Annotated in this window: 29 protein-coding genes and 1 pseudogene; 21 read left to right on the forward strand and 9 right to left on the reverse strand. The window is 45.1% G+C overall.

All coding sequences use genetic code 11. The annotated features are described in order from the left end of the window. Window positions 1-297 precede the first annotated feature (297 nt). Window positions 298-789 carry a dihydrofolate reductase family protein gene (locus DXB58_RS10540; RefSeq protein WP_117912760.1) on the forward strand — a complete coding sequence of 164 codons (492 nt, stop codon included), beginning with the start codon at window positions 298-300 and terminating at the stop codon, window positions 787-789. A 248-nt stretch (window positions 790-1,037) separates the two neighbouring features. Here the strand turns inward: DXB58_RS10540 and DXB58_RS10545 are convergent, their stop codons facing one another. Both DXB58_RS10545 and DXB58_RS10550 read right to left on the reverse strand, forming a co-directional pair. Beyond that, the gene (locus tag DXB58_RS10545) at window positions 1,038-1,424 is read right to left on the reverse strand and encodes a type II toxin-antitoxin system RnlB family antitoxin (protein ID WP_004327330.1); all 387 of its coding nucleotides are present in this window, start codon (window positions 1,422-1,424) and stop codon (window positions 1,038-1,040) included. 4 nt (window positions 1,425-1,428) lie between these two features. Then, window positions 1,429-2,478 (reverse strand): type II toxin-antitoxin system RnlA family toxin, encoded by a 1,050-nt coding sequence (locus DXB58_RS10550; protein WP_004327332.1) that lies wholly within the window; start codon window positions 2,476-2,478, stop codon window positions 1,429-1,431. A 939-nt stretch (window positions 2,479-3,417) separates the two neighbouring features. Here DXB58_RS10550 and ltrA point away from each other — a divergent pair. Together ltrA and DXB58_RS28150 are read left to right on the forward strand one after the other, a co-directional pair. Beyond that, complete coding sequence (gene ltrA / locus DXB58_RS10560) at window positions 3,418-5,091, forward strand: group II intron reverse transcriptase/maturase (protein ID WP_118032878.1); 1,674 nt, start codon at window positions 3,418-3,420, stop codon at window positions 5,089-5,091. Beyond that, window positions 5,070-5,213 (forward strand): annotated as a pseudogene (locus DXB58_RS28150) (DNA methylase); the annotation flags it as partial. The gene ltrA and the pseudogene DXB58_RS28150, both read left to right, overlap by 22 nt. Here the strand turns inward: DXB58_RS28150 and DXB58_RS10570 are convergent. The 3 genes from DXB58_RS10570 to DXB58_RS10580 all read right to left on the reverse strand — a co-directional run bounded on the left by DXB58_RS10570 (window position 5,196) and on the right by DXB58_RS10580 (window position 9,358). Next, a complete protein-coding gene (locus DXB58_RS10570) occupies window positions 5,196-5,651 on the reverse strand; it encodes a DNA-binding protein (RefSeq protein ID WP_118032879.1) in 456 nt (151 codons plus the stop codon). The pseudogene DXB58_RS28150 and the gene DXB58_RS10570 overlap by 18 nt on opposite strands. Then, window positions 5,648-7,750 carry a type IA DNA topoisomerase gene (locus DXB58_RS10575; protein WP_118032880.1) on the reverse strand — a complete coding sequence of 701 codons (2,103 nt, stop codon included), beginning with the start codon at window positions 7,748-7,750 and terminating at the stop codon, window positions 5,648-5,650. Before DXB58_RS10575 ends, DXB58_RS10570 begins: the two co-directional genes overlap by 4 nt. A gap of 87 nt (window positions 7,751-7,837) precedes the next feature. Next, window positions 7,838-9,358, reverse strand: a complete 1,521-nt coding sequence (locus tag DXB58_RS10580) for a DUF4099 domain-containing protein (protein ID WP_118032881.1) — start codon at window positions 9,356-9,358, stop codon at window positions 7,838-7,840. Window positions 9,359-9,635: 277 nt separating this feature from the next. Between DXB58_RS10580 and DXB58_RS10585 the strand changes: the two genes are divergently transcribed. From DXB58_RS10585 to DXB58_RS10665, 17 genes are all read left to right on the forward strand, one after another. After that, window positions 9,636-10,766, forward strand: a complete 1,131-nt coding sequence (locus DXB58_RS10585; protein ID WP_181979621.1) for a tyrosine-type recombinase/integrase — start codon at window positions 9,636-9,638, stop codon at window positions 10,764-10,766. A gap of 62 nt (window positions 10,767-10,828) precedes the next feature. Continuing rightward, window positions 10,829-11,380 (forward strand): hypothetical protein, encoded by a 552-nt coding sequence (locus tag DXB58_RS10590; RefSeq protein ID WP_117588479.1) that lies wholly within the window; start codon window positions 10,829-10,831, stop codon window positions 11,378-11,380. 77 nt (window positions 11,381-11,457) lie between these two features. Further along, window positions 11,458-11,952 carry an SMI1/KNR4 family protein gene (locus DXB58_RS10595; RefSeq protein WP_118032882.1) on the forward strand — a complete coding sequence of 165 codons (495 nt, stop codon included), beginning with the start codon at window positions 11,458-11,460 and terminating at the stop codon, window positions 11,950-11,952. Window positions 11,953-12,018: 66 nt separating this feature from the next. Further along, a complete protein-coding gene (locus DXB58_RS10600) occupies window positions 12,019-13,083 on the forward strand; it encodes an ankyrin repeat domain-containing protein (protein WP_032581399.1) in 1,065 nt (354 codons plus the stop codon). A 65-nt stretch (window positions 13,084-13,148) separates the two neighbouring features. Then, on the forward strand, window positions 13,149-13,442 hold the full coding sequence (locus DXB58_RS10605; RefSeq protein ID WP_008620111.1) for a hypothetical protein: 294 nt from the start codon (window positions 13,149-13,151) through the stop codon (window positions 13,440-13,442). A 44-nt stretch (window positions 13,443-13,486) separates the two neighbouring features. Further along, complete coding sequence (locus DXB58_RS10610) at window positions 13,487-14,125, forward strand: pentapeptide repeat-containing protein (protein WP_199487941.1); 639 nt, start codon at window positions 13,487-13,489, stop codon at window positions 14,123-14,125. A 70-nt stretch (window positions 14,126-14,195) separates the two neighbouring features. Next, window positions 14,196-14,597, forward strand: coding sequence for a hypothetical protein (locus tag DXB58_RS10615; RefSeq protein ID WP_009126119.1), 402 nt, complete (start codon window positions 14,196-14,198; stop codon window positions 14,595-14,597). Window positions 14,598-14,650: 53 nt separating this feature from the next. Further along, on the forward strand, window positions 14,651-15,265 hold the full coding sequence (locus DXB58_RS10620) for a hypothetical protein (RefSeq protein ID WP_118033024.1): 615 nt from the start codon (window positions 14,651-14,653) through the stop codon (window positions 15,263-15,265). Between the two features lie 80 nt (window positions 15,266-15,345). Further along, window positions 15,346-15,801 (forward strand): macro domain-containing protein, encoded by a 456-nt coding sequence (locus DXB58_RS10625; protein ID WP_029427323.1) that lies wholly within the window; start codon window positions 15,346-15,348, stop codon window positions 15,799-15,801. An 83-nt stretch (window positions 15,802-15,884) separates the two neighbouring features. Continuing rightward, window positions 15,885-16,397 (forward strand): ankyrin repeat domain-containing protein, encoded by a 513-nt coding sequence (locus DXB58_RS10630; RefSeq protein ID WP_007558978.1) that lies wholly within the window; start codon window positions 15,885-15,887, stop codon window positions 16,395-16,397. 51 nt (window positions 16,398-16,448) lie between these two features. Continuing rightward, on the forward strand, window positions 16,449-16,805 hold the full coding sequence (locus DXB58_RS10635) for a hypothetical protein (RefSeq protein ID WP_133303576.1): 357 nt from the start codon (window positions 16,449-16,451) through the stop codon (window positions 16,803-16,805). A 71-nt stretch (window positions 16,806-16,876) separates the two neighbouring features. Continuing rightward, a complete protein-coding gene (locus tag DXB58_RS10640) occupies window positions 16,877-17,401 on the forward strand; it encodes a hypothetical protein (protein ID WP_118032937.1) in 525 nt (174 codons plus the stop codon). A 56-nt stretch (window positions 17,402-17,457) separates the two neighbouring features. Continuing rightward, window positions 17,458-17,745, forward strand: a complete 288-nt coding sequence (locus tag DXB58_RS10645; protein ID WP_233527273.1) for a hypothetical protein — start codon at window positions 17,458-17,460, stop codon at window positions 17,743-17,745. Window positions 17,746-17,821: 76 nt separating this feature from the next. Next, a complete protein-coding gene (locus DXB58_RS10650; RefSeq protein ID WP_118032936.1) occupies window positions 17,822-18,124 on the forward strand; it encodes a hypothetical protein in 303 nt (100 codons plus the stop codon). Window positions 18,125-18,181: 57 nt separating this feature from the next. Further along, window positions 18,182-18,406, forward strand: a complete 225-nt coding sequence (locus tag DXB58_RS10655) for a hypothetical protein (protein ID WP_029427360.1) — start codon at window positions 18,182-18,184, stop codon at window positions 18,404-18,406. A gap of 100 nt (window positions 18,407-18,506) precedes the next feature. Then, window positions 18,507-18,935, forward strand: a complete 429-nt coding sequence (locus DXB58_RS10660) for a hypothetical protein (RefSeq protein ID WP_118032934.1) — start codon at window positions 18,507-18,509, stop codon at window positions 18,933-18,935. Window positions 18,936-18,979: 44 nt separating this feature from the next. Next, complete coding sequence (locus DXB58_RS10665; protein WP_118032933.1) at window positions 18,980-19,948, forward strand: hypothetical protein; 969 nt, start codon at window positions 18,980-18,982, stop codon at window positions 19,946-19,948. A gap of 458 nt (window positions 19,949-20,406) precedes the next feature. Here DXB58_RS10665 and DXB58_RS10675 read toward each other — a convergent pair whose 3' ends face one another. The 4 genes from DXB58_RS10675 to mobA form a co-directional block, all read right to left on the reverse strand. Further along, entirely contained in the window at window positions 20,407-20,802 is a 396-nt protein-coding gene (locus DXB58_RS10675; RefSeq protein WP_118032932.1) for a hypothetical protein, read from the reverse strand. 115 nt (window positions 20,803-20,917) lie between these two features. After that, window positions 20,918-22,924: a conjugal transfer protein MobC gene (gene mobC, locus DXB58_RS10680; protein ID WP_118032931.1), complete on the reverse strand. Its 2,007-nt coding sequence runs from the start codon at window positions 22,922-22,924 to the stop codon at window positions 20,918-20,920. A 257-nt stretch (window positions 22,925-23,181) separates the two neighbouring features. Next, window positions 23,182-24,456: a conjugal transfer protein MobB gene (gene mobB / locus DXB58_RS10690; RefSeq protein ID WP_118032929.1), complete on the reverse strand. Its 1,275-nt coding sequence runs from the start codon at window positions 24,454-24,456 to the stop codon at window positions 23,182-23,184. Then, window positions 24,453-24,881, reverse strand: coding sequence for a conjugal transfer protein MobA (mobA, locus tag DXB58_RS10695; RefSeq protein ID WP_004327358.1), 429 nt, complete (start codon window positions 24,879-24,881; stop codon window positions 24,453-24,455). The genes mobB and mobA overlap by 4 nt, the downstream gene beginning before the upstream one ends. Before the next feature lie 324 nt (window positions 24,882-25,205). Here mobA and DXB58_RS27725 point away from each other — a divergent pair, with 324 nt between their 5' ends. Continuing rightward, complete coding sequence (locus DXB58_RS27725; RefSeq protein WP_155144538.1) at window positions 25,206-25,352, forward strand: hypothetical protein; 147 nt, start codon at window positions 25,206-25,208, stop codon at window positions 25,350-25,352. Window positions 25,353-25,378: the final 26 nt, after the last annotated feature.

Raw genomic sequence — 25,378 nt, forward strand, 5'->3', positions numbered from 1 at the left:
ACAGAAGGCGGTGCTCTCGGGCACGGTCTCTGTCGTGACATAGAAGATTCATGCCCGGCTTGGAAACAGGCGGGGATTGATATACATATTGTACGTTCGCTGAACGTCTTGACACGGAAAACTGGCACTTTTCAAAAAAGACAAGATGTATAGCGCAATGTTCATGCTGTATGCTTATACGGCGTGGGCTTGCCTGTCTTGTCTTTTAGGTATGCCAGTACCTTCGTGTCGGGATAGTGTGAGTTCACGCTGTTCTTTTGGGTGCGAGGCGGACATAATCCTTAAAAACACATTGATATGAAACAGATTACCTTGCATGTGTACCAATCCATTGACGGTTGTCCGGTCAGATCGGACAAGTATTTTGATGCGGCGGTGGATGCCTCCGGCTGCGTGCTGATCGACGAGGAAACCTACCTGCGCATTTACCTGAACCATCTGGGCTGGCCGCTCACGGCAAAAGAAACTTTGGTCGTGACGGACGGCTGTATTGATTTGACGGAGAAGGAACGGGTGCGGTTTGTTACAGGGGATGCGGCAGCGGAACTGCGGGGAATAAAAGCGGACGGCGAAGGGACGGTAACGGCTTACGGAGCGGAAACCGGGGCTTTGCTCTTGGATAACGGGCTGGCGGACGAAATCGTGGTGATAACCGTGCCGGTGCTGGTCGGCGGCGGCGAGAAGGCACTGGAGTGCGGGCTGAACGACGGCAGGACGTGGATCGTGCGGTCGAGCAAAGTATTGGAGGACGGGAAAATCCGGACGGTGTACGGAAGGGTATGCCCATGAAATGCAAAAAGCCACTGAAAAGTGGCTTGGGTCATTCAGGAAAGGATGACGGGTTATAAAAAAACGACCCGCCGATTTGAGCATTATCAAGAGGCTTGGCAGGTTCTACTGGCGCAAAGATAACGGAAATAGTTGGAATGACAAAGATATGTTGAATTTAGGTCTTACTGATGCCTAAATTTGAAGTATAAACAAAAGGTGCATCAATGATGCACCTTTTGTTCTAATATATTAATTCCTTTATAATGTTAAAGTACATTTGTCGGAAGAATATTAGTTCTGTCTAATTTCTTTCTAAAGAATGTTTTTTGAATAGACGATAATACGCTATGTTCAATCACATCCTTATGCAAAGTAAAGAATTTATCAGAAGCACTAATACACTCTTGTGTAGCTTTACATTTTCTCAAAGAATTATTCAATAGACTAACTCCCATGAGCTTAGTTTTGAAAAATCTATTTTTTAATCCGTTACGGTATAGAAAATCAAAATAAACTTCAGCATCGGCAACATTATATTTTGCCAATTCTGATTGGAGAGCAGTCCAATAGTAATCCGTCATTTCCAATGACAGAACTACTACTAAAAAACTTCGTTCTCCTAAAGAGATTATTTGATAATCTTTTGTCTTCATTTCTTTACCAATTAGTACATAAGTCATTTATAATAACAAGTCCATCCTTTATTATGTTCACCGCTTCATCATAATATAAGGTTCTGCTTGTTTCTAAGTTCCTGCGATCAATATGGAAAGTTGTATGCCGATTCTTGTTATAAAAGTCATACGCCTTTTCCAATGCTCTTTTTAACGAGGGATTACCATTGTAAGTTCCCACATTCTCCAAAAAATGGTAGTTTCCATCTTTACCTCTCTCAAAATATGTACCATAATCTTTAAAATCCGGTGCGTCTTCCAAGAGTCTTTTGCTAATCAAGCCATCCAAAGCCTTCATTATACCGAATGTATAACACCCGTAATCATCAACCACAACACCGGAGTTAGCAAGAGCAATAGATGTTTTCAGAAAATCTTCAAGAATACTTCCTTCAATGTTTTCAGTTTTCGTGAAATGCTTATTCAAATCTTTTTCTATCACACATCCTACTAAAGGTTGAATAGCCAAGAAGTCTTCCATTACTTCGGTTGGAACAGAAGATATTGTCTCCATTATTTCTGTAATAAGCTCAATATAAAAAGCTGTTACAGCTCCCTGTAAAAATAAAGTCCCATTATTATAAAAAATAATAGATACCTTGGCATCATATTTCCCCTTTAAATGATATTGGTTCCTGATAGCAGGATTGTTATCTGTATTGACCGTAGTTATTTCGATTTCATCACTTTCCGATAATACATCTATAAAAGCATCAAAATCTTCTTCACTTATTCCTTTTGCCGTAAAGCTTTTCTTATCAGGGCAAGGAATTGAAGTATTTTGAAGGATAACGTTCCAACATTCTTCACATATTCCTTTTAAATGTGCTTTTCCTTGCGTACTATAAGAAACTTGCCCGCCATTAATAAAACAGTTTAAGATACCAGTTTCCTTATTATGAGTTATTGCTATTTTTTTTAATTTACCTTCTTGGCAATCTGTTATTTTGATTGAATATGAAGGTTTTGTCGCTATAAAATCAATAGCAACCTGATCTATGTTTTCAACAGATAATGAGTGCTTTTTAGCCATTGTCGTCCTATTTTCGGGTACAAAAATACAATATTTTTCGAATATATGTCCACAAATTCAAGCATTTAACCCTTTTTGAGCTGTAAAAAGGCTGTTTAAAGGGAAATGGAACGCTTCATATTATGAACAGAATAGGTTCGAAATCCTTTCGAGTATTTGCCAGTCGGTTATGGGAAAGACAAATCCGCCTTCTTATATAATCGGCTGGTAAAGATAGTGAATATTGCCGGGATTACGGGTACAAGACCTTGAAATCCCGTGGGTGCGACATGAAGTCGCATAGATAATTGTTGGAATGATACTTACGGGTATCAGCTTTAACCCGCTGTTCCGTCAGCGGTAGCCTACCGACCGATGCACCTTAATGTTGTATTAAGCGGTCGGGACGAAGTACACTTTCGCAAGACAAGACAGAACCGTGAGGGGAAGTCAAGTACGGTTAGTATCATACCGTAGAGTGGCGAGGCTGGATAGTATGGTTAGCGCAAGCGAACTGTTAGTAAACTTCGTAATGTCACGAAAGAGTGTAAGATACTGGCACACTCTACCCAAAAGGGAAGCGGTCGGTTAATCCTCTCCATGGTAGGATTACACGGATATAAGCACCGCCGGAGGATGAGACAGAACCTAACCTATCCGTTAGTTATCTATGTGGAACATGGTAAGCCTGTATATCTCCTGTCATGTAAAAATGACAGGTAAGCTGACAGCAATGAAAGCCGAATGGTGTGCAGGTATAAGATAACAGAAAAAGCGAATGCCGTTCTGTAATGGAGCGGATACGGATTGAACCGACATCACGGGCTGATGTGGGCGACATCATCCGACACGAAAGTGGGCAGACTTCTGTGACGACATTAGGTAGGCAATCAAACCGAATGTTGTCAAATGGTGATTCTTTACAATTAACTTTTAGAACTTTCAAAAGGAGGAAAGCAAATGAACGAAAACAAGACATCGTGTGCGCCTGCTGACAATCAGCAAACACTTTGGGACAGAATAGACTGGACTAAAGCGGAGTTGGCCGTCAGAAAGCTACAAGCACGAATTGTAAAGGCTCAGAAGGAAGGCAGATACAACAAGGTGAAAGCCTTGCAGTGGACGCTGACCCACTCTTTTTACGCAAAAGCCTTAGCCGTAAAGAGAGTTACTTCTAACGGAGGTGGCAACACCCCCGGAGTGGACATGGAAACATGGGAGAAACCTGAAGCAAAAACACAAGCGATAAGCGAACTCAAACGCAGAGGCTACCAGCCGAAGCCATTGAGAAGAGTCCACATCAAAAAGAGTAATGGCAAACTGCGACCGTTGGGAATACCGACAATGAAAGACAGAGCCATGCAAGCACTCTACCTTATGGCATTAGAACCAGTGTCGGAAACAACAGCCGACTCACGTTCATACGGTTTCCGCAAGGAACGCCGCTGTATGGACGCGGTAATGCAATGCCATAACATTCTCCGAAAAGGCTATTCTCCCGAATGGATTCTGGAGGGTGACATAAAGGGGTGCTTCGACCATATCAGCCATGAATGGCTGCTTGCCAACATCCCTATGGACAAGGCAATACTCCGAAAGTGGTTGAAATGCGGCTATATCTTCAACAAACAGATGTTCCCGACAGAGGAGGGAACGCCACAAGGTGGCATTATCTCTCCCACGCTTGCCAATATGACATTGGACGGATTGCAGAAAGTCCTTGCAGAGAAATATAAACGAGTTAGAATCAAAGGTAAGTTATATTCGCCAATGGTGAATCTTGTCCGTTACGCTGATGACTTTATAATTACCTGCGAGAACCGTGAAACACTTGAAAAGGAAATCAAGCCATTGGTAGCCGACTTTATGTCTGAAAGAGGTCTGACCTTATCAGAAGAAAAGACGGTGATAACCAATATCCATGACGGTTTCGATTTTCTCGGTTTCAACATCCGCAAATTCGGCAATGAAATATTGACCAAGCCGACCAAGAAAGCCGAAAAACGCTTTATGGAGAATATCCGTAAGGTGACAAAAGGTCATAAGGGTTGCAAGCAGGAATCATTAATCAGGATGTTGAATGCTAAAATTCGAGGATGGGGAGCATATTATCAGCATGGGGCGACACGTGATTCTTTTCACAGAATCGACCATCAGATATTTCTCGCCTTGTGGCAATGGGCTAAACGCCGTCATTCCAAGAAAGGGAAACGGTGGATAAAAGACCGCTATTGGCACAATATCCGAGGGAATAGCTGGACTTTTGCGGCTAAGTTCAAGAAATCAAACGGCAAAGAAGACCAACTTACTTTGTTGAAACTGGCATCTTCGTTTCCTTTTCTGCAATATACGCAGATAAAGGGGGACATGAATCCGTTTGACGCAGACTGCCGCCTGTACTTCAATAAAAGAATGAAGTCAAAGATGCTTGTGACGCTGAAAGGACGTAAATCCCTGCTTTACCTATGGGAAAAGCAAGGTCGGAAATGTCCGATATGTGGTGAACCGATTGACACGCATAAGGCATGGAATGTAATGCCGACCGTACAAGACGGACGGAAATGCAATCTGTTGGTTCATGATGAATGTTTCAAATTATCCCGTAAAAAACAATGGAAACAAGAAGTAGGATGAGCCGGTCTCTGCACACGAACAGAGACTTTGAAAAGCTTGAGCCGTATGAGGGGAAACCCTCACGTACGGTTCTGAGGGGGGAAGAGGGCAGTAATGCCCTTGACCTACCCGATGCTGCCGCCGTCTGTCAAGCCGTCCTGCCGGAGCCGCCGGAGGGTCTCGGCTGCCGATCCGCTGCCGAAGTTGCGGACACAGTACAGGCGGGAGAAGCGGAAGCGGCGGAGGTGGACGAGCAGGTGCTCCACGGTGAAGACGCCCAGCTCCCGGCACGCCCGGACGATGCGCTGCGACAAGCCGAAGGTGTCGAGCGGGGTGTCGAGCAGGCGGCGGAGCCTGCCCGGTCTGCCGGGCTTGCCCCGCTGTTGCGCCACGTCCTCGTAGATGGTGGCGACCCGGTTGCGGCTGAACAGGGCGGCAAGGGATGCGCCGTCGATCATCAGGATGCCGTCGAAACGGGCGTAGGCGATGTGGTTGCCGTTCATCCAGAGGGTGATGCGCAGCTCGTCCGTGCCGCAGAGCCGGGCGGCTTCCGCCACGGTGATCCAACCGATGCCGTTCATCGCCTGCGCTCCTTTCCTTTGGGCTTGTCCGTACGGGGCGGGAACCCGTACACGGTGTGGAAGTCCTTGTCGAAGGTGAGGTACGCATCGAAGGGCTTGCCCTCCCTGCTCCTGAAGCCTTTGATAAGGGATGTTTTGCCTTTGGTCACGAGGTCGGCAATCTGGCTGTCGGTGAGCTGCTTCTCCCCCTTGTTGCGGAAGACGGTAAGCCCACAATCGACGTTGCTGCACTTGGCGACTTTCGGGTAAAGGAGGATGCGACCGGAACGGCACTTGGGACACGGGATATGTCCGCCGTCCGCCACCGATACCTGCACTTGCAGGAGTTCTTCGGTAATCTGGGCGGCATAGACCTCGATGCCCTTGCGGAAGGTGTCGGGATTCATCTCCCCGCTCTCGATCTTGGCGAGGGCGGTCTCCCACTGCCCGGTCATCTCGACATCGGCGATGCGCTTGTCCTTCACTATCTGGTACACGGCAAGCCCCTTGTCGGTCGGCACGAGGCTCTTCTTCTCCCGGCGCACGTAGTCACGGGCAAAGAGGGTCTCGATGATGGAGGCACGGGTGGCGGGCGTGCCGATACCGTTCCCTTTCAGGCTGTCCCGCAGCTCGTCGTCCCGCAACTCCCTGCCGCAATGCTCCATCGCCGAAAGGAGGCTGCTCTCGGTGTGCAGGGGACGGGGCTTGGTCTGTTTCTCCACGCACTCCGCCGATTGCAGGGGGAAAGACTCGCCGGGCTGCAAGGGTGGCAAAGCGGCTGTACCCTCGTCGTCCTCGTCCCGCTCGTTCCGCACGGCACGCCATCCGGCGGACCTGACGACCGTCCCCTTGGCGGTGAACACGCTGTTCCCTGCCGTGAAAGAGACGGTGGTAGCGTCCTTGAGGCAACGGGCGGAGAAGGCTTCGAGCAGGCGGGCGGCTACCATGTCGTATACCGTGCGCTCGTCGGCGGACAGCTCGCCAGGCAGACACTCGGTGATGATGAGCGCATGGTGGTCGGTGACTTTCCCTGCGTCCACGCTGCGGCGGTTGAGCGAAGCTCCTTTCAGGGCGGCGGCATGGGCGGCGAAAGCCGGGTACCGCTCCAGCAGGGCGATACGATCGGGTATCTCGTCGAACACATCGTCCGATAGGTAGCGGGAGCCGGTACGGGGGTAGCTCAACACCTTCTTCTCGTAAAGCGACTGGGCGATGGAGAGGGTCTTGTCTGCCGAGAAGCCGTACCTGCCGTTCGCCTCTTTCTGCAAGGCGGTCAGGTCATAGAGCAAGGGAGGTTCTTGGCTCACCTCTCTGTGCTGCACGTCGGCAACCTGCACCGTCCCCGTTTTGGTTACAGCGGCGAGGGCGGCGTTTGCCGCCGGAAGGGTTTCGTAACGCAATTCAGAGATGGCGGCGAAGGGCGTGCCGTCCTTTTCCGCCGTAACCTTCAGCCGGAAATAGGTCTGCGGGGTGAAATCCCTGTTCTCCAGATAACGGGAGCAAATCATCATCAAGGTGGGCGTCTGCACCCGTCCGAGGGAGTAGATGCCCTGCCCGGCGGCGATGGAAAGCGCTTGAGTCGCATTCAATCCAATCTCCCAGTCGGCGATAGCACGGGCTTCGGCGGCACGGTAGAGGTTGTCGTAGTCGCTTCCGGGCTTGAGGTTATCCAGCCCTTCCCGGATGGCACGGTCGGTCAGCGAGGAGATCCAGAGGCGCAGGCAGGGTTTGCGGCAGCCAAGGTAATTGTAGATGTACCGATGAATGGCTTCGCCCTCACGCCCGGCGTCGGTCGCCACGACGATACGGTCGGAACGGTCGAAAACCTCCCTGATGACCTTCAACTGTTTGAGCACGCCGGGGGCGGGCTTGTACTCCTTGCCCTCCCGTATCTGGCGGGGGATGTACTTGAACCCCTGCGGCAGAATGGGCAGGTTCTCACGCCGGAAGCCCGCATAGCCGTATGCTTCGGGCATGGCAAGCTGGACGAGATGGCCGAACGCCCAGGTAACGAGGTAGCCGTTACCTGAAAGGTAGCCATCGTGCCGCTCCCGGACATTCAACACGTTTGCTATATCCTTCGCTACGGAAGGCTTTTCAGCGATAACTGCTGTAATCATATTTCTTTAAAGTTTAACGGTTTGACAAAAGTTATCCCGCCGCTCGGACGGGATAACCGGTAATTCATTTACAGAATAGCGGGGAAATCAGCGGCGGACACCCCGGCTGCGCTTGGGCTTGTCGGGCTGTTCCTGCTTCTGTGCCTGTTTCCGGCCCTCTTTCTGCTCCTGCTTGCGCTCCTGCTGCTGTTTCTGCTCCCCGGTGGGGCGCTGCTGTGCGGATTGCAGGGCTTCTTTCAGGTTGCGGGTCGCCTCTACGGTCTTGCCCTCGGAATTGACCGCCACCTGCACCTCGTTCTCCACAGCGGGCTTGACACGCCCCTCTTCGAGTGCCGCCTTGTAGTCCTTGGGGAACATGAAGGCGGGCTTCTCGCCGGGCTTCCATGTGATGTAGCCTTGGTAGGCTTTTCCTTTCTTGTCCACCAGACCGGAGACCTTGACCGTTCCCCCGGCTTCGAGTTCGAAGCGGGACTTCTCGGTAAGCTCCTGCTTGCGGAAAGTCTTCGGCACCTCCTGATTGGCGGTCTGTTTCAGGTTCGTCTTGTACGCATCCATCGCCAGCTTGCCCCGGTCGCCGAAGAGAAATTCGAGCTGCATCTTGGCTGCGCTGAACTGTACGGGAGCCGGGTAGATCTTGGGTTGCTCCCCCTCCTTGGCTCTGGAAAGGAACTGGCAGACCACCGCCTCGCCCTGTTTGAGCCGGGCTATTTCGTCCGGGGTGAAGGTATGCCCGTTCTTCTCCGCCGGGATATTGACCTTGGAGAGCGGGAAAGCGACCAGCTCGTTGGTCTTGAGGTTGCGGCTGACAAGGGCTTCGACCTGCTCGCCCGCCCGGTTGGTGACGGTCGCCGGGTGTCCCATGTTGCCCGTCTGCCGGAGCACCTGCTTGTCGGAGTCGGTGATGTCGTAACCGAAGAACTGCTTCTGCATCTTCTCCGGGTCGAGGATGCCGTGGCTGCAAACGGTCAGCCTGCCGTCCGTGCCGGGTTTGAGCGAGAGCTGGCTATCGTTGCTGTGCGAGATGCCCTCGAAGTGGAAATGCACCCGGACGGTCTTGTCGGTCTGGAAGCCCCGGAGCATCTGGTCGAGCATCCCGTTGCCCTCAATCTGTTCCCGCTGCACGCCGAGGGCAGCGAGGCTGTTCCAGTCGATGTCCTCCGGGCGGTACTTGTACTGCGGGTTCTGTTCGGTCTGCCCGGCGGACTGCTGCGGCGCATCCTCCGGCTGTTGCTGCTGCCCGGCTTGGGTCTGCTGCTGTGCCTGCACGGGCGGCTGCACCTCGTACTGTGCGAGGAGCGGCTCACCTGTCTTGACCGACCGGCTCTCCCGCTGCCGGAAATCGGCGGCTACCCGCTGCACCTCCTCTTCCGGCACACGGAAGAAATGGAAGCGGGTCGGATCTTTCAACTGGCTCCAGAGGTTGGAAAAGAAATTTGAAAACATATCGCCGTGGCGATCCACCCGCAGGAGGTCGTTGTTGTCCTCCAGTGGGTTCTTGGTCTGTAACTCGCCGTCTTTTACTCCGCTGACGGCTTGGAGCGTGCCTTTCTCGTCCATGACGAGCAGGATGTCCATCAACTGCTGGCTGCTGTCCGGTCGTTCGTCCATAATCTAATGTTTTTAAATGGTGAATACTATTGGTTCTCAAACGAAACCGGGCGTAAATATAGAGGGAGAAACACGGGGAACGTGCGAGTCCGGGGCGGGCTGTCCGCACTTGTCGTCCGGTTCGCAGGTTTGTCGCAGCCCTTTCCTGTGAAAAATACCAAAAAATCATGCCCCGCACGCATTTTTCTCCTCCGGGAAACGGCGATAATTCGTTGTTTTCTCTATATTTGTAAAATATGGGTAATGAGGGACACGGTCTGTCATTGCCACCCATGCGATGCGTATGAAAGTCTATCAGAGCAAACCGAGAATAACGCTTTCACCTGCCATCCGTGACGGGCAGAAATACGTGGAAGTGGAGTTCGACGAGGACGATGCCATCCGGCTGTCGCTGTCGAAAGAGAAGGGCGTGCGGTTCGAGGGGGACAGAGCCTACCTGCCGGAAGAAGGCTTCGACCTGTCCGGCTTTTTCGACCGCCATGTGGAAACGGCGTATATCAATTACTCCGCCCTGAAAAACACCTTGCCCAAGAAAAACGGGAAAACCAGCCCCGCCATCCCGCCCGGCTATGCCGAAACGCTGCGACAACTGCGATACAGCGAGCATACCGTCCGTGCGTACACCACTTACTTCAAGGAGTTCCAGCAATACTTTGCGGGAAGAAACCTCCGCTACATCCGACCGGAAGAAATCAACGCCTACATCGTGCACCTGATTGACACACGGGGGATCTCGTCGTGCCAACAGAACCTGCGCATCAACTCGATCAAGTTTTATTTCGAGAAGGTGCTGGGATTGGAACGGAAATGTTACGAGGTAAAGCGAGCCAAACGGGAACGGACGCTGCCCGACGTGCTGAGCAAGGAGGAGATAAAATCCATCCTTGACGCAACCGGTCCGGACATCCGGCTGTTCTGCATGTTCTCGCTGCTCTACTCCGCCGGGTTGAGAATCAGCGAGCTGCTGGACTTGAAGCCCCACGACATCAACGTGAGCCGTTCGCTGATACGGGTACGGCAGGGCAAAGGGAGGAAAGACCGCTACACGCTGCTGTCGAAGCCCCTTGTCAGGAAGCTGACCGAGTACACCAAGCTATACAAGCCGCAGGAATGGCTGTTCGAGCGGTACAAGGGTGAGCCGTTTACGGAGAGCATCGTGTCGAAGAAGCTGAAAGAGGCGGCGAAGGAAGCCGGAATCACCAAGCGGGTGTACCCCCACCTGTTGCGGCACTCGTTCGCCACGCATCTGATCGAGCAAGGCACGGACTTGAAAATCGTGAAAGAGCTGTTGGGGCACAACCAACTGAAAACGACAGAAATGTACGTGCATATAGCCGACACTTTCAAGAGCAGCATCCGCACTCCATTGGATGATATTCTTGAAGGTGATAATGAGATAGTTAAATAAGAAAATAACAGCGAAAACCGCTGATAATTACATGTTACCGATAATAATAAAACAAAGAAAATATGAATGAACGATATGCCAAATGTATTCCATTTGATAAGAATGTAAAAGGCAGGATTGGTGGCAATCCACCTAAATGTATAGAAGGACAAATCCCCAGCGATTATAAATTCTATGCAATATTGGTACATCCTGAAAAGGAAAACGTCATGCTTTCTATCATCATTCACCAAGATTATGATACTCTTATTGACAATAACATATATCCTTCAATAGCAGTAAAAGTAATAGAACATGAATTTTCTGAAATTGGTAATTGCACAGAAAAACGAAATACCAACTTAGGGATGTGTTCTATTAGTGAATATTCAGAAGATAAGGATAGTGAAAATATACTTGTAAAAATAGGTGGAACTCCTATCCTTATTCAAGATGAAGAAAGCTATTATAAAGAATTAGAGGAATATGGTTTTTCTTTTTTCTTGTCAATAGACGAAGACGGATATAGTGAAGATGTTACTATCGGCAGTTATCCTTTCGGATATGGTGCTTTGTATTTGTATAAGCACTGTACAACCAATGAAATAATCGCAGGATTTTGGCAATGTTCATAAAAATATATCGGTAACATGCACCTGTTCCGCCTAACGGCGGCAAGCTGCATCCCATTATAAACTCGTAAAATAAAAATATGATTGAAGCACTGAAAAATATAGGATTCATCGTTACAGAACGATTGGAAAGAAAAGATTTAAGCTCTGATTTACAAAATCGGTACTCCGAACTTCCTGCGGACTATCAGGAGTTTTTACAACGGTTTCAGACAATCACGAATGAAAGTGATAATGTTTGGTTTAATTCCATAGAGGACTTTAACGGAGAAAGCGATAGCGGATTCCGTTGGAATGAATTTGAGCTGATGGGACTTGAGGCGTTGGCAGATGATAAGGAATCCTGTGATATGATACGCCTGTTTTGGGATAGCCATATTCCTATTCTTATGTCAGTAAAAGATGGATACCAATATTTGTGCATAGATTTATCTCCGGAAAATTACGGTAAAATCTATTATGGAGTTGAACCTGAATTTGAAGATTCGGCAGAATTTGTTTGCGATAGCTTTAATCATTTATTAGAAATGTTGTCTTCCAATAAAAAGAATGATATACTGACAAATTTCAAATAGGTTTATAACAAGCAGATAAATCTCTCTGAAAGATTGATTATCCACCGAACATTATAAACTCAATAGATGAATAATAAAGAAATTTATATAAAACTGGAAAAAGCAGTTGGCGATAACAACGTGCAGGAAGTGTCGAATATACTCGACCAACATTCAGATCTGGATTTGAATGATGAGAATTTATATACGCTTCATCCACCTTTATGCCGAGCTGCAAAGAAAGGTTTTTATGAAATTTGCAAGACTTTAATTCAATATGGAGCCGATGTAAATTGTATTAAAGATAGATTATTTTCTCCTTTATGGGGTGCTTCGTCTGGAAACCATTTAGAAATAGTCAAACTATTGATAGAAAATGGTGCAGATATAAATGCTTATGAAAGTTCTACAACAGCAGCTTTGAATGAAGTAGCCGCTAAAGGGCATTTTGAGATTGTTCGCTATCTTATAGAGAAAGGTGCGGATATAAATAGGCTTACTACAACTCTACTTTTTTCTCCTCTTGATTGGTCTATTAGTAGTGGACATAACGAAATAAGCCTTTTTCTGAAGGAAAAGGGTGCGTTGTCCAATATCAACCACGATTATGTATGGTCTGAAGTAGGTGGTGGCATATCCCAACATATAGACTGGAATATTGGCAGAGTTATTCCTAACAAATTCAATGAAATGGAAAATGGTGTATTCAATAGGCTTGCGGTTGTTAATAGAGGCAACAATTCGTTATTGTTCAGTGTAGGAAATTTCCAATATACCCAGCCTTATGTGGAGTTTGTTATTGTGCTTCCGTTTGGCTGGAATCCATACTCTAAAATGGAGAAGACACAGTTCCCTTATATGGTAATGAAAGAATTGACGAACCAAGTCCGTAACGGAAGAACATTCTCTGATGGAGATTTTATATCCAAAACAGAGAAAGGGTTCAACGCAATCTCTTGGTCGGAGAAATTGGCTGGATTCTATGTCGTAGATTATAACTACTCTGATACAGCGAATCAATATGATAACAAAGAGGATATGGTTACTCTTTATACGCTTATTCCTGTAAAAGCTACTAAAAAGGGATATAGCGAACACTCTTTAGAAAAATTGAAGTCTAAGAAATGGAAAGCGATTGAATTGAGTTTATAACAAGCGAATTAATCTTCTAAAAACTCGATTATCCGCCGGACATTACCAATAATATAAAATTAAAAATGAGAAATAAATTAATTGATGAATTGGAGAAAATGATAGAATTACTACATCAAACAGGTTGGCATAAACAAGCGGTTTGGTATGAGAATAAGTTGAAACTAATAAAAGAAGGCGAAGAAGATTGCGAATCATTTTATCAAAATCTCCATGAAATTGATGCCTCACTTTCAGGCATTGGTTCGTTCTCTGATCTACCAATGAAACAAAAATTTGTCTCACTACAATGGAATTTGTCAGAAAGGATTCATCAATTAATTTTAGAAAACATTGGTAACAATCACCTAAACTGCTAAACGCAGTTAGCTGCATCCCATTATCGTCAAGTAAATAGAAGGAAATGAATAAGATTAAAGAAAAATGGTCTGATCCAATATTTCTGGAGCAAATTAGCCCTGTTTTAGAGCAATTTACCCAAAGCAACATCGAAATGTCAAACTTAGATCTATCGGGTATAGAACTTAGTTGCAAATCATCAGTTATTCAGTTGCGTAAAGCATACTTGAAACAATCAAAATTTGAAACAATCAACATGTCTTATTCATTTCTTTCTTGTTCTGTTGTTGAAAGTTCTTTGTACAATGTTGATTTTTTCAGAACGAAATTTGACGGTTGTTTAATGGATAAATCAATTTTCAAAGAATGTAATTTTCGAAAATCTAAGTTGGTAATTAATGCTAATGATGCCATTTTTGAGAATTGTTGCTTTATTGATGCTAAATTTGGTATTACAACATATGGATATGAATATGGTGGCAGGCGGACAAAATTTTATAATTGTGATTTCACCGGTGCTGAATTTAAAAATGTAGAGTTTAGAGCCTCAAAATTCTATAATTGCAATTTTACAAGAACAAGATTTATCAGTTGTGATTTGCGAGGAATTAAATTTGAAGGAAATAAACCTAAAATAGAGCAGTATGAGAAAATGAAAATTCCGGAAATGATTCCTGAATATAATATTTCAAGCCGACGATAACAAGCGGCTCAACCTCCCCTGAAAAGGTCGGTTAGCCACCAAACATTATCAACAATTAAACAGAAACGCAATGACAAAAGAAGAAGCATATATTTTATTAAGTTTTCATTCTTGTAGAAACAATGATATAGAAAATGAGAAATGGGAAAATGGCTTTCTTGGCTTACTTCGTCCATTTCGAGGAAAACTATATGAGTGTAATTTTATGGAGATAATGGAATGTCTTAAAGTTCTTGCGGATGATTTTATGAAGCCGACAATCAATCAAACCCTAATAAGTGATGTGTATAGCATTATACATTTAGGCAGGAGATGGATTGTCGGGGCTAATTTTGTCTCACAAGAACAGCAAAAGCAAATTATTGAATGGATTGATATAATACAAGATTGTTTCTACTACCTGTTAGAAGGAGATGTTGATACTGCGTTTCTTGAATATGAAGAATATAAAATTGATAACAAGGAAAGCTAACTCCTAAACGGCGTTCCTTTCCAACCCATTAGCAACCTAAATAACAAAAATATATGATGAACGAAAGGTTAAAAGCTGAATTTGAAGCATATAAAAACGACTTTGAACTTATAAGGCAACAAATTGAAAAAGAGGTCGTAAGAAATGAATATTATAAAAGTGAGTTTTATGAACTTACCCCATTCTCTTATCAGCGTAATGGTTTCAAACAAGGGAAGCCTGTAAAACGTCATGATACAATAAAAAGTAGCAAAAATCTTTGTATATATGGATTTAATGATCAAGCAAAAATAATTGAAGTAAAGGCTGGTTGTTCGATTGAAAATCAATTCTATCACACCTTCCTATTTTATACTGACAATCTTGTGAAAAGTATTCTCTATGATAATGGCAAACATCTGATGAATGTATGTCATTACTTTTTCAAGGATGGAAAGCTGAATCGGTTGCTACTTTGTGGTAATTATGGTAGCCGTGAAGAGAGTTACATCTATGATGGAAATGTCTTGACACATATTGAAATCAAACAGTATAATGAAGAGGGGGAAAACGCTGGAGGCTTGGTTCACATATTCCAATATCAGGACGATGGGGCTTTAGACTCCATCACCAAATCATTTCCAAATGGATATTCTGAAATAATCTATAAAACAAAAAGAGGTTGCTAACAAACAGATGAAACATTTAAGGTGGTTTATCTGCCGGACATTATCTGCCAGAATAAAATAACAATAAAAAAGAAAAAACAATGATTAGGTATATTGAGAAAGGCGACATATTCCGCATTGAGGGTGTAAGTAGTTATGCGCACGGATGTAATTGCGCCGGTGCAATGGGTAAAGGCATTGCCGTGCAGTTCAAAGACAAATATCCAGATATGTATCTTGAATATAAGCTATTGTGTAAAGAAAACAAGTTTTGCCCCGGAGATGTATTTGATTATGATTATGGCAACGGGCATATATATAATCTTGGCACTCAAGCAACGTGGCGAACACGAGCTAAAATAGAGTATATCGAAAAGGCACTGATACAGATGCTTGAGTTAGCCAGTGGTGATAATGTAACGGCAATAGCCTTACCTGCAATCGGTGCTGGATTAGGAGGATTAAAATGGGATGATGTAAAAGCTGTTTTGAACAAAGTTTCAAACGATTATCCTAACGTTGATTTGTATGTAGTTGAAACTTATCAAAGTGAATAGTGGCAGATAACAAGCGGATCAATCTCCCCAGAAAGGTCGATTATCCGCCGGACATTATCGTTGTTTACATTAGAATCAAAGAAATGAGAACAATAGAAGATATGAAACTTGAATTATTGAGTGATGACTCAAACAGGTTTATACAAGCTCTAATAGATTATGACATAAATAGTAAAGATAAATATGGGAGTAATCTACTTCATTACTATATAATGAATTACAAGAGTATCGTACATCCCGCAGGTGTAATTATACCCGAATTTGTAAAAAAAGGGTTGGATATAAATGAAAAAAGGAAAGACGGACGCACTGCATTATATCTTTCTGTTCAATATCAGTTGAAAGGTATTTTTGAATTACTCCTGAATCATAATGCAGATATAGATATGCAAAATGCAAATGGTAATACTCCTTTATGGGAAGCTGTTATGCAATACAAGGGAGATGGCTTTTTTATCGAACACCTTTTGAAAAATGGAGCTAATCCCGATATAGAGAACAACAATGGAGTATCTCCTAAATCATTGGCAAGAACTATCGCAAATTATGATGTAAGAAGATTCTTTAACAATGATAACAAACAGCAAACCGACTGAACAAGCGGCACGCTGCCGGACATTATCATCAAAAGATAAATAATGAAAGATATGAATAACATACCGGGTTATGAAAAGATGTATGGTATTGAATTTCTATATATTCAAGGTGAGCCATCCTCAAATTTCAAAAAAGTAACTTCAAATTTCGACAAAGTAACAAGATTTGTTCAGCCTTCATTACCTAAAGGTGGAGGAGTTTCAGAAGAAGGTTGTTGTATTACAACACCTGATGGCAATAAGTTTTATGCAGTAGAATACCACTCTGATATATTAGGTTGGAGAAAACAAATAACGCAAGGAGCAAGTATGTTGAATTTATTGACGGGAAAAATCAACAATGACAATATTGAATTGTCTAATGGACGAAGTTACACTTTATCGGACTGTATAGTTGAATTTTATTAAATTGATGATAACAAACAGATAAAACATTTAAGGCTGTTTATCTGCCAACCCATTACTAACTTGCAAAAAATATGGTAAATCGAATAGAAATTGAAAGACTACTTCAAAGTAAAGAATTGAAAGAACTATGGCAAACAATTCAACAAGAGTTGCCACAACTTTATTTCTGTAAAGAAAATGACTCTTGGGAGGAAGCACGAATTGATAACCTTGAAGATTACATCTCCGAATGTAATACTTTGCTCTGTAAGTGTAACTTTCAAGAATTATCAATAAAAGATTTATATACTTATCTTTTATCGGATAGTTTTAGGGCTTTTTGCAAATACGTGCTTTTAGAGTGGGAAAACGAAGAAATTGTTATAGATGAGTCGGAGCGAGATTATATATTAAATGAACTTGAAATCTCGGAAGACGAATATAAGCAGCGTTGTAAAACGCATGATTATCTTGATGTTGCAAATTGTTTAATAGATTATTATTTACTGAATAAGCATCCGGATATTTTACTTGAATATTATAAAATGCAAGGATATAAAGAATCGGAACAGATGTTCAAAGATAAAATAAATCTCTATTCGATGTGTAAACGTTAGTAACAAACAGCAAACCGACTGAATAAGCGGAACGCTGCCAAACATTATCGTTTAATATGGTAAGTAGAAAAGAAACAGTAAAAAGTTGTTGTGTGAATATACTTGATGATGTAAAAAGAATATTAGCGCAACCTTTTGAATGTAGGAAGACTTCTCTTCCTGATGGTGCATTACATAATGTACAAAAAGAATTGGAAAATATGATTAATGCGATTGATAAAGATATTTACTCGTTTACACCAAGTTATGGCAAATATCTAATAGATTGTTGGCTTGGAGATGAATTAGTAGATAAACTTCTTGATGTTTCTTTTCAATATGAAAAACTAATTAAGTTGAAATAAACGATAACATACGGATTAATCTTCCAAAGGTCGATTATCCAACAAACATTACTGACTGAAGAAATAAAAAGGAAATATGGAAAAAGAATTAAGAAAAATCCTTTTAGAAATAATAGAGTTATTAGAATTTGTGGGTGAAACTGGTTGGATAATCACTCTCAAAAGATTGTATGCAGCCAATGTTTCTTCCCCAAAGGATTGGCTAAGAGAAATTAAAGGTCTATTTGGTGGAATGGGATCATTTACAGATTTGGTTTTAATGAGAAATGGTATCATTTGCATTGATGAAAACAATAGATTAGACCAGCTACGTGATAGATTATACAATAGAATGGTACAATTTTTTGTTGAACTTAATAATTCAGAGAAAAGTCAGTAACATACGGATAAATCGACCTTTTCAAGGTCGATTATCCGCCAGACATTACCTATAAGAATGAATACGAAAGAACTTATTAGAAAATTGGAGCAAATGACAGAGCTATCGGAAAGTAGGAATGAGTTTTATAAGAAACTAATACATTCCTTCCAGAATGATGCTGATCCACAAATCTATGATAAGATATATTCTAATCTTTGCGGATTATTAGCGCATGGAGATTTGAATAATAAAGAATATGACTTACTGAAAGAAGTTTTATATGAATTAGAAAGGATATAAGAATTAAAAGAATGTATCAGTAACATGCACCTCAATCGCCCATAAAGGTCAATTAGCTGCCAGACATTACCAATTGAAAATAACGAAAATAAAATAAGCTATGTATAAGATAAAGACATCAGAACTACTTTCTGAAAAAGGTATCGCTGAAGAATTGACAAGTATTGAAGTTGTCAAAAACATATCTGATGATTTGTTTGAAACTAAACATCATTATCTTATGGCAGCTTACTCACTCGAATATAAAATTGAGTTCTCTTTTGATAAAGTAAATAATATGTGTCAATATATTATGGTTGAAAGAAACGACATTAATAGAGAAAAGCAAAATATCAATATTGAATTTATTGACGATATATTCATTCTTGGACAACATATAGATGGTGTAAAAGATAAATTCAAGAATAATATTTCCAAGAATGGTTCTATAAGAATTGGTAATATAGAACTATTTTTCGAGAAACACAAAGTTGATAGCTTATATTATTTCCCAAAACAAAACATTGGTAACAATCAACTTAACAGCTAAATTTTGTTAGCTGAAACACATTATGTATCTTAATAAAATTCAATATGATATATATTCGTAAACAAACTTCACAGGAAATTGCAAATATAACCATAGTACAAGGAGAATCAATACAATTGTTTGGTACACAGGGCTATACTGTGAGTCAATTGCAATCCATTAATAAATTGCTTGGAATGAATGATTGTATGATATGTATTGATTGTGATTTAGGAATAAGTCAAGAAGATGAAGATTTGATATACAATCTCAATATTATTGAATTTTTGAGTAATGTACGGCATTTACTTGTCTCCAACTTTCCGCATAAAGCAGAATTGGATTCTATTGATTTTGTTCAATATACTCCATTACTGCAAAGTCTTTCAATTTTAGGTCTGATTAAAAGAAGCATATCATTGCAGAGCCTGCAAGAGTTAAAGTTCTTAGATACTCTTAATTTTGGAGACTATTTGGAAATTACTAAAAAACAACTTTCTGTCATTAACAGTTTGACAAATCTTAAAGAATTGGAGGTCAAAAAAATGGACGCATCGAGTCTGAATCCTAACTTCAATATGAAAAAGTTATCCATATTCTCCAAACTGACAAACGGGGAGTGTTTGCCTGACAAATTTCCGAATTTGGAATATCTGTATCTGAAAAGGCAGACGAAATGCTCGGATTTTTCGTGGATATCTAAATTGGTTAATCTGAAAAGACTTTATCTGCACTGGACTTTCAGTCTTGAGACCTTGCCAGACTTGTCAAAACTGAGCAACTTGGAATTGTTGGAGTTGGCAGGCTGCCCGAATCTGCGCTATGGTATAGACAGTGTCAGATATCTTCCGAAATTGCAGCGTTTTGTCGCAACGGAACTAACATGTCTAACAACCGAAGAGTTGGAAAAAACATTATTTCATCTGAAAACCTTGAAATCTGTATATATTTATTTCAGAAATAATAATGCAGAGAATAAAGCAATGGAAAAGTTAATGAAAAAATATAATTGGGTAAGTCATCCCAACTTATAAAGATACATAACAAGCGGCTTACCCTCCCCTGAAAAGGTCGGTTAGCCACCGGACATTACTAACAAGGGAAAAATAATATGTGTCAATACAAATCAATATGTAATCCTATAATAGAGCTTACAACACTTTTACAGAGTTGTGGTTTCACAATAGAAAAACAAGAACTTAAAGATTGGCATTTCAATGAGTTTGAGATTGTGATGAAAGGAAAGAAATTACAACTTCCAATGATAGATATAGAAGGTATAGAACAACATAGCGACAATATCTATTGTTGCAAATGTCATTGGTCTGTTGTAAAACTGATAATGAATTGACACAATAAAATGTTAGCAGCAAACAGCACTACTGCTTAAAGCGGAACGATGATGATGTTTCGGCTTCTGCCGTGAAATGGAAATTAGCCGATATGTAAGTAATCCCAGAGATAGAACCGATGCTTATTCTCCTGCCGTTTATCATGCCCAATGTATAAATCCGAGGTGAAACATCAGTGCGACATTCACCACAGTCAGAGCGATAGCGATAAGGACTATTTTGGCGAGCTTCCTGCCGGGATGTTTCATCTTTCCGTAATATTCACGGAGTGCTTCACGCTGCCCGGCTGTGTAGCGGAGCTGGCAGAACAAGTCGGGAAGAAAGCAGAGCATCATCACTACGGCAAAAGCAACAATCCAACTGAAATAGCGAAACATCAACGGTATTCCAAGCGGTACGAGTATGGCAAAGAGCCAGCAAAAGAACAACAGCATACGCCCGTTAAGGTTGGTATGCTCCCTTTCGTGCCATATCTCGGCTACATACCACATATAGTCGATGAAGCAGATCCGGTATTTGCGATTGTCCTTATCCATATCATTACAAAAATAATGTATTTTGCCCACTTAACCATTACTTCATGCCGAAAAACACCATACCCGATAAAAAGGACCTCGCCGGCTTGTTCTTGCCGACGGGGTATTTTTATCCTCACTTGTCCTTAATCAGATGCGACAGCTCCGGGTCTGCCTTGATGCGCCCGATCTCGTCGGCGACAATCTGCCTGACCTCGTTCTTGATGCGGTAGTAGTTGGCGTCGATCTGCTGCTGCATGGTGTCGTTGCCGTCCTTGTCGGTGAAGTCGATGATCTGCGGTATCTTCACGTAGCGGGCGGTCTCCCGTCTGACCTTCTCGTTATCCACGACAATCTCGGCATGGAAAATCTTCTGCTCGATGCGCTCGTCGAAGTTGTCGGCTACCGCCCCGACGAACATGCCCTGCGTGAGGTTAGAAATCTTGCTCGCCGGAATGAGGCTGTCCATCTGGGTGTTGATGGAGACGGAGGTCTCGTTCCGGTTGATGGTCATGTTCTGCCGTTTCTGCAAGACCTTGCCGAAACGCTCGGACAGTGTCTTGGCGGTTTCGGCAACTACCTGACCTGCAAATACATTGCCGACGGTATTACAGATTACAGCGGACTCTTTGTCTCCGTAATCACGCTTCAACTGGCTGAAATCCTGAAAGCCGAGCATGACGGCTACCTTGTTGCTTCGGGCGGTGGCAATCAGGTTATCCAGCCCACGCATATAGATGGTGGGCAGCTCGTCGATAATCACGGCGGATTTGAGCCGTTTCTTCTTGTTGATGAGCTTCACGATACGGGAGTTGTACAGTCCCAACGCCGCCCCGTAGATGCCCTGCCTGTCGGGATTGTTACCGACTACCAGCACTTTCGGCTCTTCGGGATTGTTGATGTCGAGGGTGAAATCGTCCGCCGTCATCACCCAATAGAGAGCCGGGGAAATCATGCGGGAAAGCGGTATCTTGGCACTGGCAATCTGCCCCTGCAACTGCTCCACCGCCGAGGATTCCCATGCGTCCATAAAGGGAGAAAGGTAGTTCTCCAGCTCCGGGTACGAGGTCAGGATAGGGAAAATGTCGGCGTACTTGCGGTTCAGGAACTCGATGGCATGGGGAAAGGTGCAATACTTGCCGTTCTTGTAGATTTTGAGATACCATATAATACTGGCTAACAAAATGATAGGCGATTCCACGAAGAAGTCGCCCTGCTTGGAAATCCACGTGCGGTTCAAATTTAACATAATCGTGTAGGCACTCTCGTAGGCATCGGATATGTCGGTCATGAAGTCGGGGTGGATGGGGTTACAGCGGTGGCTCTCCCTCGGATTGTCGAAGTTTATCACGTAGAACTTGGGCTTGACCTTGTAGCCGTCCAAGTGGGCGAGCAGGTGGTTGTAGGCTATCTCGGAGAGGTCGGGGTACTTGAAATCATACAGGAAGAGCGAATAGCCCTTCTCGATGGTCTGTTTTATGTACTGGTTGATAATTGCATAGGACTTGCCCGAACCGGGCGTGCCCAAGACCATCGTCGCACGGAAGGGATTGACAAGGTTGATCCATCCGTCATACGCCCTGCCCCTGAACCAGAAGCGGGTGCGGAGGTTGACGGAATACTCGTTCTCCTTCAGCTCGGTCTCCTGCATGAAGGATTCGTTCTCGACATTGAACACGTCTTCGAGCAGGTCGGTCTTCAGCAGGCGGGACATCCACAGCCCCGCCATGAGCAGGCAGATATACCCGGCGGTAAGGGTGGCGATATACAGCACGGTGCCCGCCGGAAGCGGCAGAGGAAGGGCAAGCAGCCACCCGTTGCCGAAAAAGAGCAGCAAGCCGGACACGCCGCAAAGGATGATCCTGCGCCACGTGATTTTCTGCTCCTTCACGCCCTTTGTGCCGAGGCAGCTAAGGGCAAGGAACAGCACGGAGAAGAGCTTCGTCCAGAGGATATTGGAGAACAGCCCGGCGGTACGCTGGAAGCCGAGCAATATCCTATCGACCACACCGATGTCGATGCCCCACTCCCGGACGGACTGGTAACAGAACCAGTAAATATTTACCACTACAAATAAAATGCTTATCGCACGCATGAACTCCATGACTTTGGCGAGTCCACGCAAATCGTCTTCGTTTTGCATAATTCGTTGAAAATTAATGATAAAACTTCGTTTTATTATGTATATGTACTTTTTCTTTTGTCTTGACACAAAAGAAAAAGATACCAAAAAGAAAAAGTCAAGACTGCATTTTCTCGCTACTCCACTTCGCAATTTTCGGGGACAAAAAGAACTCGCTACGCTCAAACAGCTTTTTGTCCTTATCCGAAAATCGCTGCGTTCCGCTTTACGCTGCGAAAATGAGGTCGGTATGCCATGCGGATGGGCATTGGGCATTGTTACTGTTGCCTTCCATATTTGCGTTTTTTCTTCCTTTTTCGGGGCGGTACGGGCTGGTCGCCGGACGCTCCGCCGGGTACGGGGGCAAAGAGGTTGAAGGCGGCCGCCACGTTCTGGGTGGTGCCGTCCTTGTGGTCGGGACGGTAGCCCGTGTGCTGCTCCTGCCATTCGGTGATGTGGGAATGTTCCGGCTGGTGCTGTTGTGATGCCAGTCCGGTGGTATCCTGCCCGGCGAAAAGGTCGTTGAACACGCCTGCGGAGAACTCCTTGCCCAGACGGGAGCCGTTGAAGACGGCTTTGGCGGCATGGTCGATGAAGGTCGCCCCATAGATGCGCCCGGCATCGTTGGTGCGGAATACCACGCCTATTCCCTGCCGCATGAGTTCCCGCTCGAACTGCGCCCGGTCATGCCCTGCGGTCTGCATGGCGGCTGCAACCTTTCCGGCGGTGGCGGCGGCGACCTCCCTGTGGGTCTTTTCCCATGCGGCAGCGTTATGCATCCGCCTTTCGAGGGCTGCGACGCCCGCCTCCTTGCCGAACACGGAGGACTTGAAGGGCTTGCCGACCTTGTTGCCCTCCCTGTCGGTTGCCGAATAGGTCAAGCCGTGATACTCCCGCCCGCCGTATTCCCCCTTCACCTCGTCCACCGTGATGCCGTAAAGGGAAAGGACGGCACGGTATTCGCCCAATGTACGGAAACGCCACTCCCGGGCAATCGGGCGGATGACTCCCGCCAACTGCCCCTTGAGGTTGCCGTCCCCGTAACCGACGGGCGACAAGGGCAGCCCCTCCTTCCACTGCTTGGGCGTAGCCGGGACAAGACCGAACTGCCGTTCCAGCTCCCGGCATACCTTCATCGAACGCCCGTGCTCGTAGCTGTCGGAAATCGCCCGTCCGGTTTCGTCCACCCGGACGGAGACGATGTGCAGGTGCTCCCGCCCGATGTCGTTGTGGCGATAGACGATATAGGGCTGGTCGCCGAAGCCCATGCGCCGCATATACTCCTCCGCCAAGCTGACAAACTGCTCTTCGCTCAAGCAATCCTTCGGGTCGGGATTGAGGGAGATGTGCAGGACGGGCTTCTCGGTCTTGCGGTTGGCGGTCAGGTAGTCGCCGAACGAGCGGGAAAGATGCCCTATCGTGTAAGGATTATCGCCCTGCGGCTCGATAATCCGGCTGGTGAAAAGCACGTCGGCGTGCCGCTCGTCCACCTTCAACTGGTTGTAGGCAAGCACCCCGTACAGGCTGCTGCCATGCGAGATCTTGGCTATCATCGGACGGGGTATTTGCTTTGGAACTCCTCCACCAGTGCGGAAATCCGCTTGCTTAACTCGACCAGTTCGAGGGTGTGCCGCTCCAGCTTGTAGAGGAAAGCGAGGGCTTTCTTCTCCGAGAAATTGGATTTGAGCGCACGCACGCATTGGTTGTAGTTCGTGCCTATGGCACGGAACTGCGAGTGGAAAGTGGTCAGGCGCATGTAGAAATCCTGCGTCCCCTTATCCAGTTTAATGACCTTAATCTCCCTGCCAAAAAGTGCGGAAACGATAAACTCCGCCTTGGTCGCCTTGCCCGACTCGTCGAAAAGCGCGAGGAAACGGGCGTTGTCCCCGTCGTCCAGACGGAACACGTAGCGGTGGCGCATCTTGTCGGGCTTGGGCTTTCGCCCGTGGTTGCCCGCATACTTCTTCTGGTTGTCCATCATCCTGTAAAATTTTAAGTGAAACATGGTCTGAAAACGCCGTATGCCTACGGCTCTCCCCCGTGAGCAGCCCCCGACTCCGGAGGGGGATGCCACATCGAGGGGGCAAGGTGGTGGTGAGGCACGAAATTCATTTCGAGTGCCGCAGCACACAACTTGCCATTTTCGTTTGAAAATAAAATCCGTCCTGCCGGACAGATTGGGGATGCCCTTGCCTGCTGCGGAGTGCCGGGGCACTCCCTCGGGCGGTTGCCGCTCTTTTCCATTCTTACTCCATTTTGGTTTCCGCATGCAAAGTAACAGCCCTTTTCCCGTCCGGACACCATGCCCGGATGCGACAAACCTACGGGTGGGAAGACAATGCACGACACGCTGATAATCAAACGGATAAACTACCGGTATTTTGATATTCCTTTGCGCCGTGGAAGCGGTGAAACGACTGTCCGGATAGACAAGGAAACAACCGGATAGCCGACCGGACGGACAGCCGAACGGCT

The organism is Bacteroides sp. OM05-10AA (assembly GCF_003439055.1).
Lineage (GTDB): Bacteria > Bacteroidota > Bacteroidia > Bacteroidales > Bacteroidaceae > Bacteroides > Bacteroides intestinigallinarum.

What these genes read in the sequence shown, in the direction of transcription:
- DXB58_RS10540 (WP_117912760.1), top strand. Translation starts at nt 298, where the DNA reads ATGAAACAGATTACCTTGCATGTGTACCAATCCATTGACGGTTGTCCG.
- DXB58_RS10550 (WP_004327332.1), bottom strand. Translation starts at nt 2,478, where the DNA reads ATGGCTAAAAAGCACTCATTATCTGTTGAAAACATAGATCAGGTTGCT.
- DXB58_RS10605 (WP_008620111.1), top strand. Translation starts at nt 13,149, where the DNA reads ATGAGAAATAAATTAATTGATGAATTGGAGAAAATGATAGAATTACTA.
- DXB58_RS10660 (WP_118032934.1), top strand. Translation starts at nt 18,507, where the DNA reads ATGTATAAGATAAAGACATCAGAACTACTTTCTGAAAAAGGTATCGCT.
- DXB58_RS10620 (WP_118033024.1), top strand. Translation starts at nt 14,651, where the DNA reads ATGATGAACGAAAGGTTAAAAGCTGAATTTGAAGCATATAAAAACGAC.
- DXB58_RS10580 (WP_118032881.1), bottom strand. Translation starts at nt 9,358, where the DNA reads ATGGACGAACGACCGGACAGCAGCCAGCAGTTGATGGACATCCTGCTC.
- DXB58_RS10570 (WP_118032879.1), bottom strand. Translation starts at nt 5,651, where the DNA reads ATGAACGGCATCGGTTGGATCACCGTGGCGGAAGCCGCCCGGCTCTGC.
- DXB58_RS10615 (WP_009126119.1), top strand. Translation starts at nt 14,196, where the DNA reads ATGACAAAAGAAGAAGCATATATTTTATTAAGTTTTCATTCTTGTAGA.
- DXB58_RS10655 (WP_029427360.1), top strand. Translation starts at nt 18,182, where the DNA reads ATGAATACGAAAGAACTTATTAGAAAATTGGAGCAAATGACAGAGCTA.
- DXB58_RS27725 (WP_155144538.1), top strand. Translation starts at nt 25,206, where the DNA reads ATGCCCGGATGCGACAAACCTACGGGTGGGAAGACAATGCACGACACG.
- DXB58_RS10640 (WP_118032937.1), top strand. Translation starts at nt 16,877, where the DNA reads ATGGTAAATCGAATAGAAATTGAAAGACTACTTCAAAGTAAAGAATTG.
- mobC (WP_118032931.1), bottom strand. Translation starts at nt 22,924, where the DNA reads ATGCAAAACGAAGACGATTTGCGTGGACTCGCCAAAGTCATGGAGTTC.
- mobB (WP_118032929.1), bottom strand. Translation starts at nt 24,456, where the DNA reads ATGATAGCCAAGATCTCGCATGGCAGCAGCCTGTACGGGGTGCTTGCC.
- ltrA (WP_118032878.1), top strand. Translation starts at nt 3,418, where the DNA reads ATGAACGAAAACAAGACATCGTGTGCGCCTGCTGACAATCAGCAAACA.
- DXB58_RS10625 (WP_029427323.1), top strand. Translation starts at nt 15,346, where the DNA reads ATGATTAGGTATATTGAGAAAGGCGACATATTCCGCATTGAGGGTGTA.
- DXB58_RS10585 (WP_181979621.1), top strand. Translation starts at nt 9,636, where the DNA reads ATGCGTATGAAAGTCTATCAGAGCAAACCGAGAATAACGCTTTCACCT.
- DXB58_RS10610 (WP_199487941.1), top strand. Translation starts at nt 13,487, where the DNA reads ATGAATAAGATTAAAGAAAAATGGTCTGATCCAATATTTCTGGAGCAA.
- DXB58_RS10650 (WP_118032936.1), top strand. Translation starts at nt 17,822, where the DNA reads ATGGAAAAAGAATTAAGAAAAATCCTTTTAGAAATAATAGAGTTATTA.
- DXB58_RS10545 (WP_004327330.1), bottom strand. Translation starts at nt 1,424, where the DNA reads ATGAAGACAAAAGATTATCAAATAATCTCTTTAGGAGAACGAAGTTTT.
- DXB58_RS10630 (WP_007558978.1), top strand. Translation starts at nt 15,885, where the DNA reads ATGAGAACAATAGAAGATATGAAACTTGAATTATTGAGTGATGACTCA.
- DXB58_RS10645 (WP_233527273.1), top strand. Translation starts at nt 17,458, where the DNA reads ATGGTAAGTAGAAAAGAAACAGTAAAAAGTTGTTGTGTGAATATACTT.
- DXB58_RS10590 (WP_117588479.1), top strand. Translation starts at nt 10,829, where the DNA reads ATGAATGAACGATATGCCAAATGTATTCCATTTGATAAGAATGTAAAA.
- DXB58_RS10595 (WP_118032882.1), top strand. Translation starts at nt 11,458, where the DNA reads ATGATTGAAGCACTGAAAAATATAGGATTCATCGTTACAGAACGATTG.
- DXB58_RS10635 (WP_133303576.1), top strand. Translation starts at nt 16,449, where the DNA reads ATGAATAACATACCGGGTTATGAAAAGATGTATGGTATTGAATTTCTA.
- DXB58_RS10600 (WP_032581399.1), top strand. Translation starts at nt 12,019, where the DNA reads ATGAATAATAAAGAAATTTATATAAAACTGGAAAAAGCAGTTGGCGAT.
- mobA (WP_004327358.1), bottom strand. Translation starts at nt 24,881, where the DNA reads ATGGACAACCAGAAGAAGTATGCGGGCAACCACGGGCGAAAGCCCAAG.
- DXB58_RS10575 (WP_118032880.1), bottom strand. Translation starts at nt 7,750, where the DNA reads ATGATTACAGCAGTTATCGCTGAAAAGCCTTCCGTAGCGAAGGATATA.
- DXB58_RS10675 (WP_118032932.1), bottom strand. Translation starts at nt 20,802, where the DNA reads ATGGATAAGGACAATCGCAAATACCGGATCTGCTTCATCGACTATATG.
- DXB58_RS10665 (WP_118032933.1), top strand. Translation starts at nt 18,980, where the DNA reads ATGATATATATTCGTAAACAAACTTCACAGGAAATTGCAAATATAACC.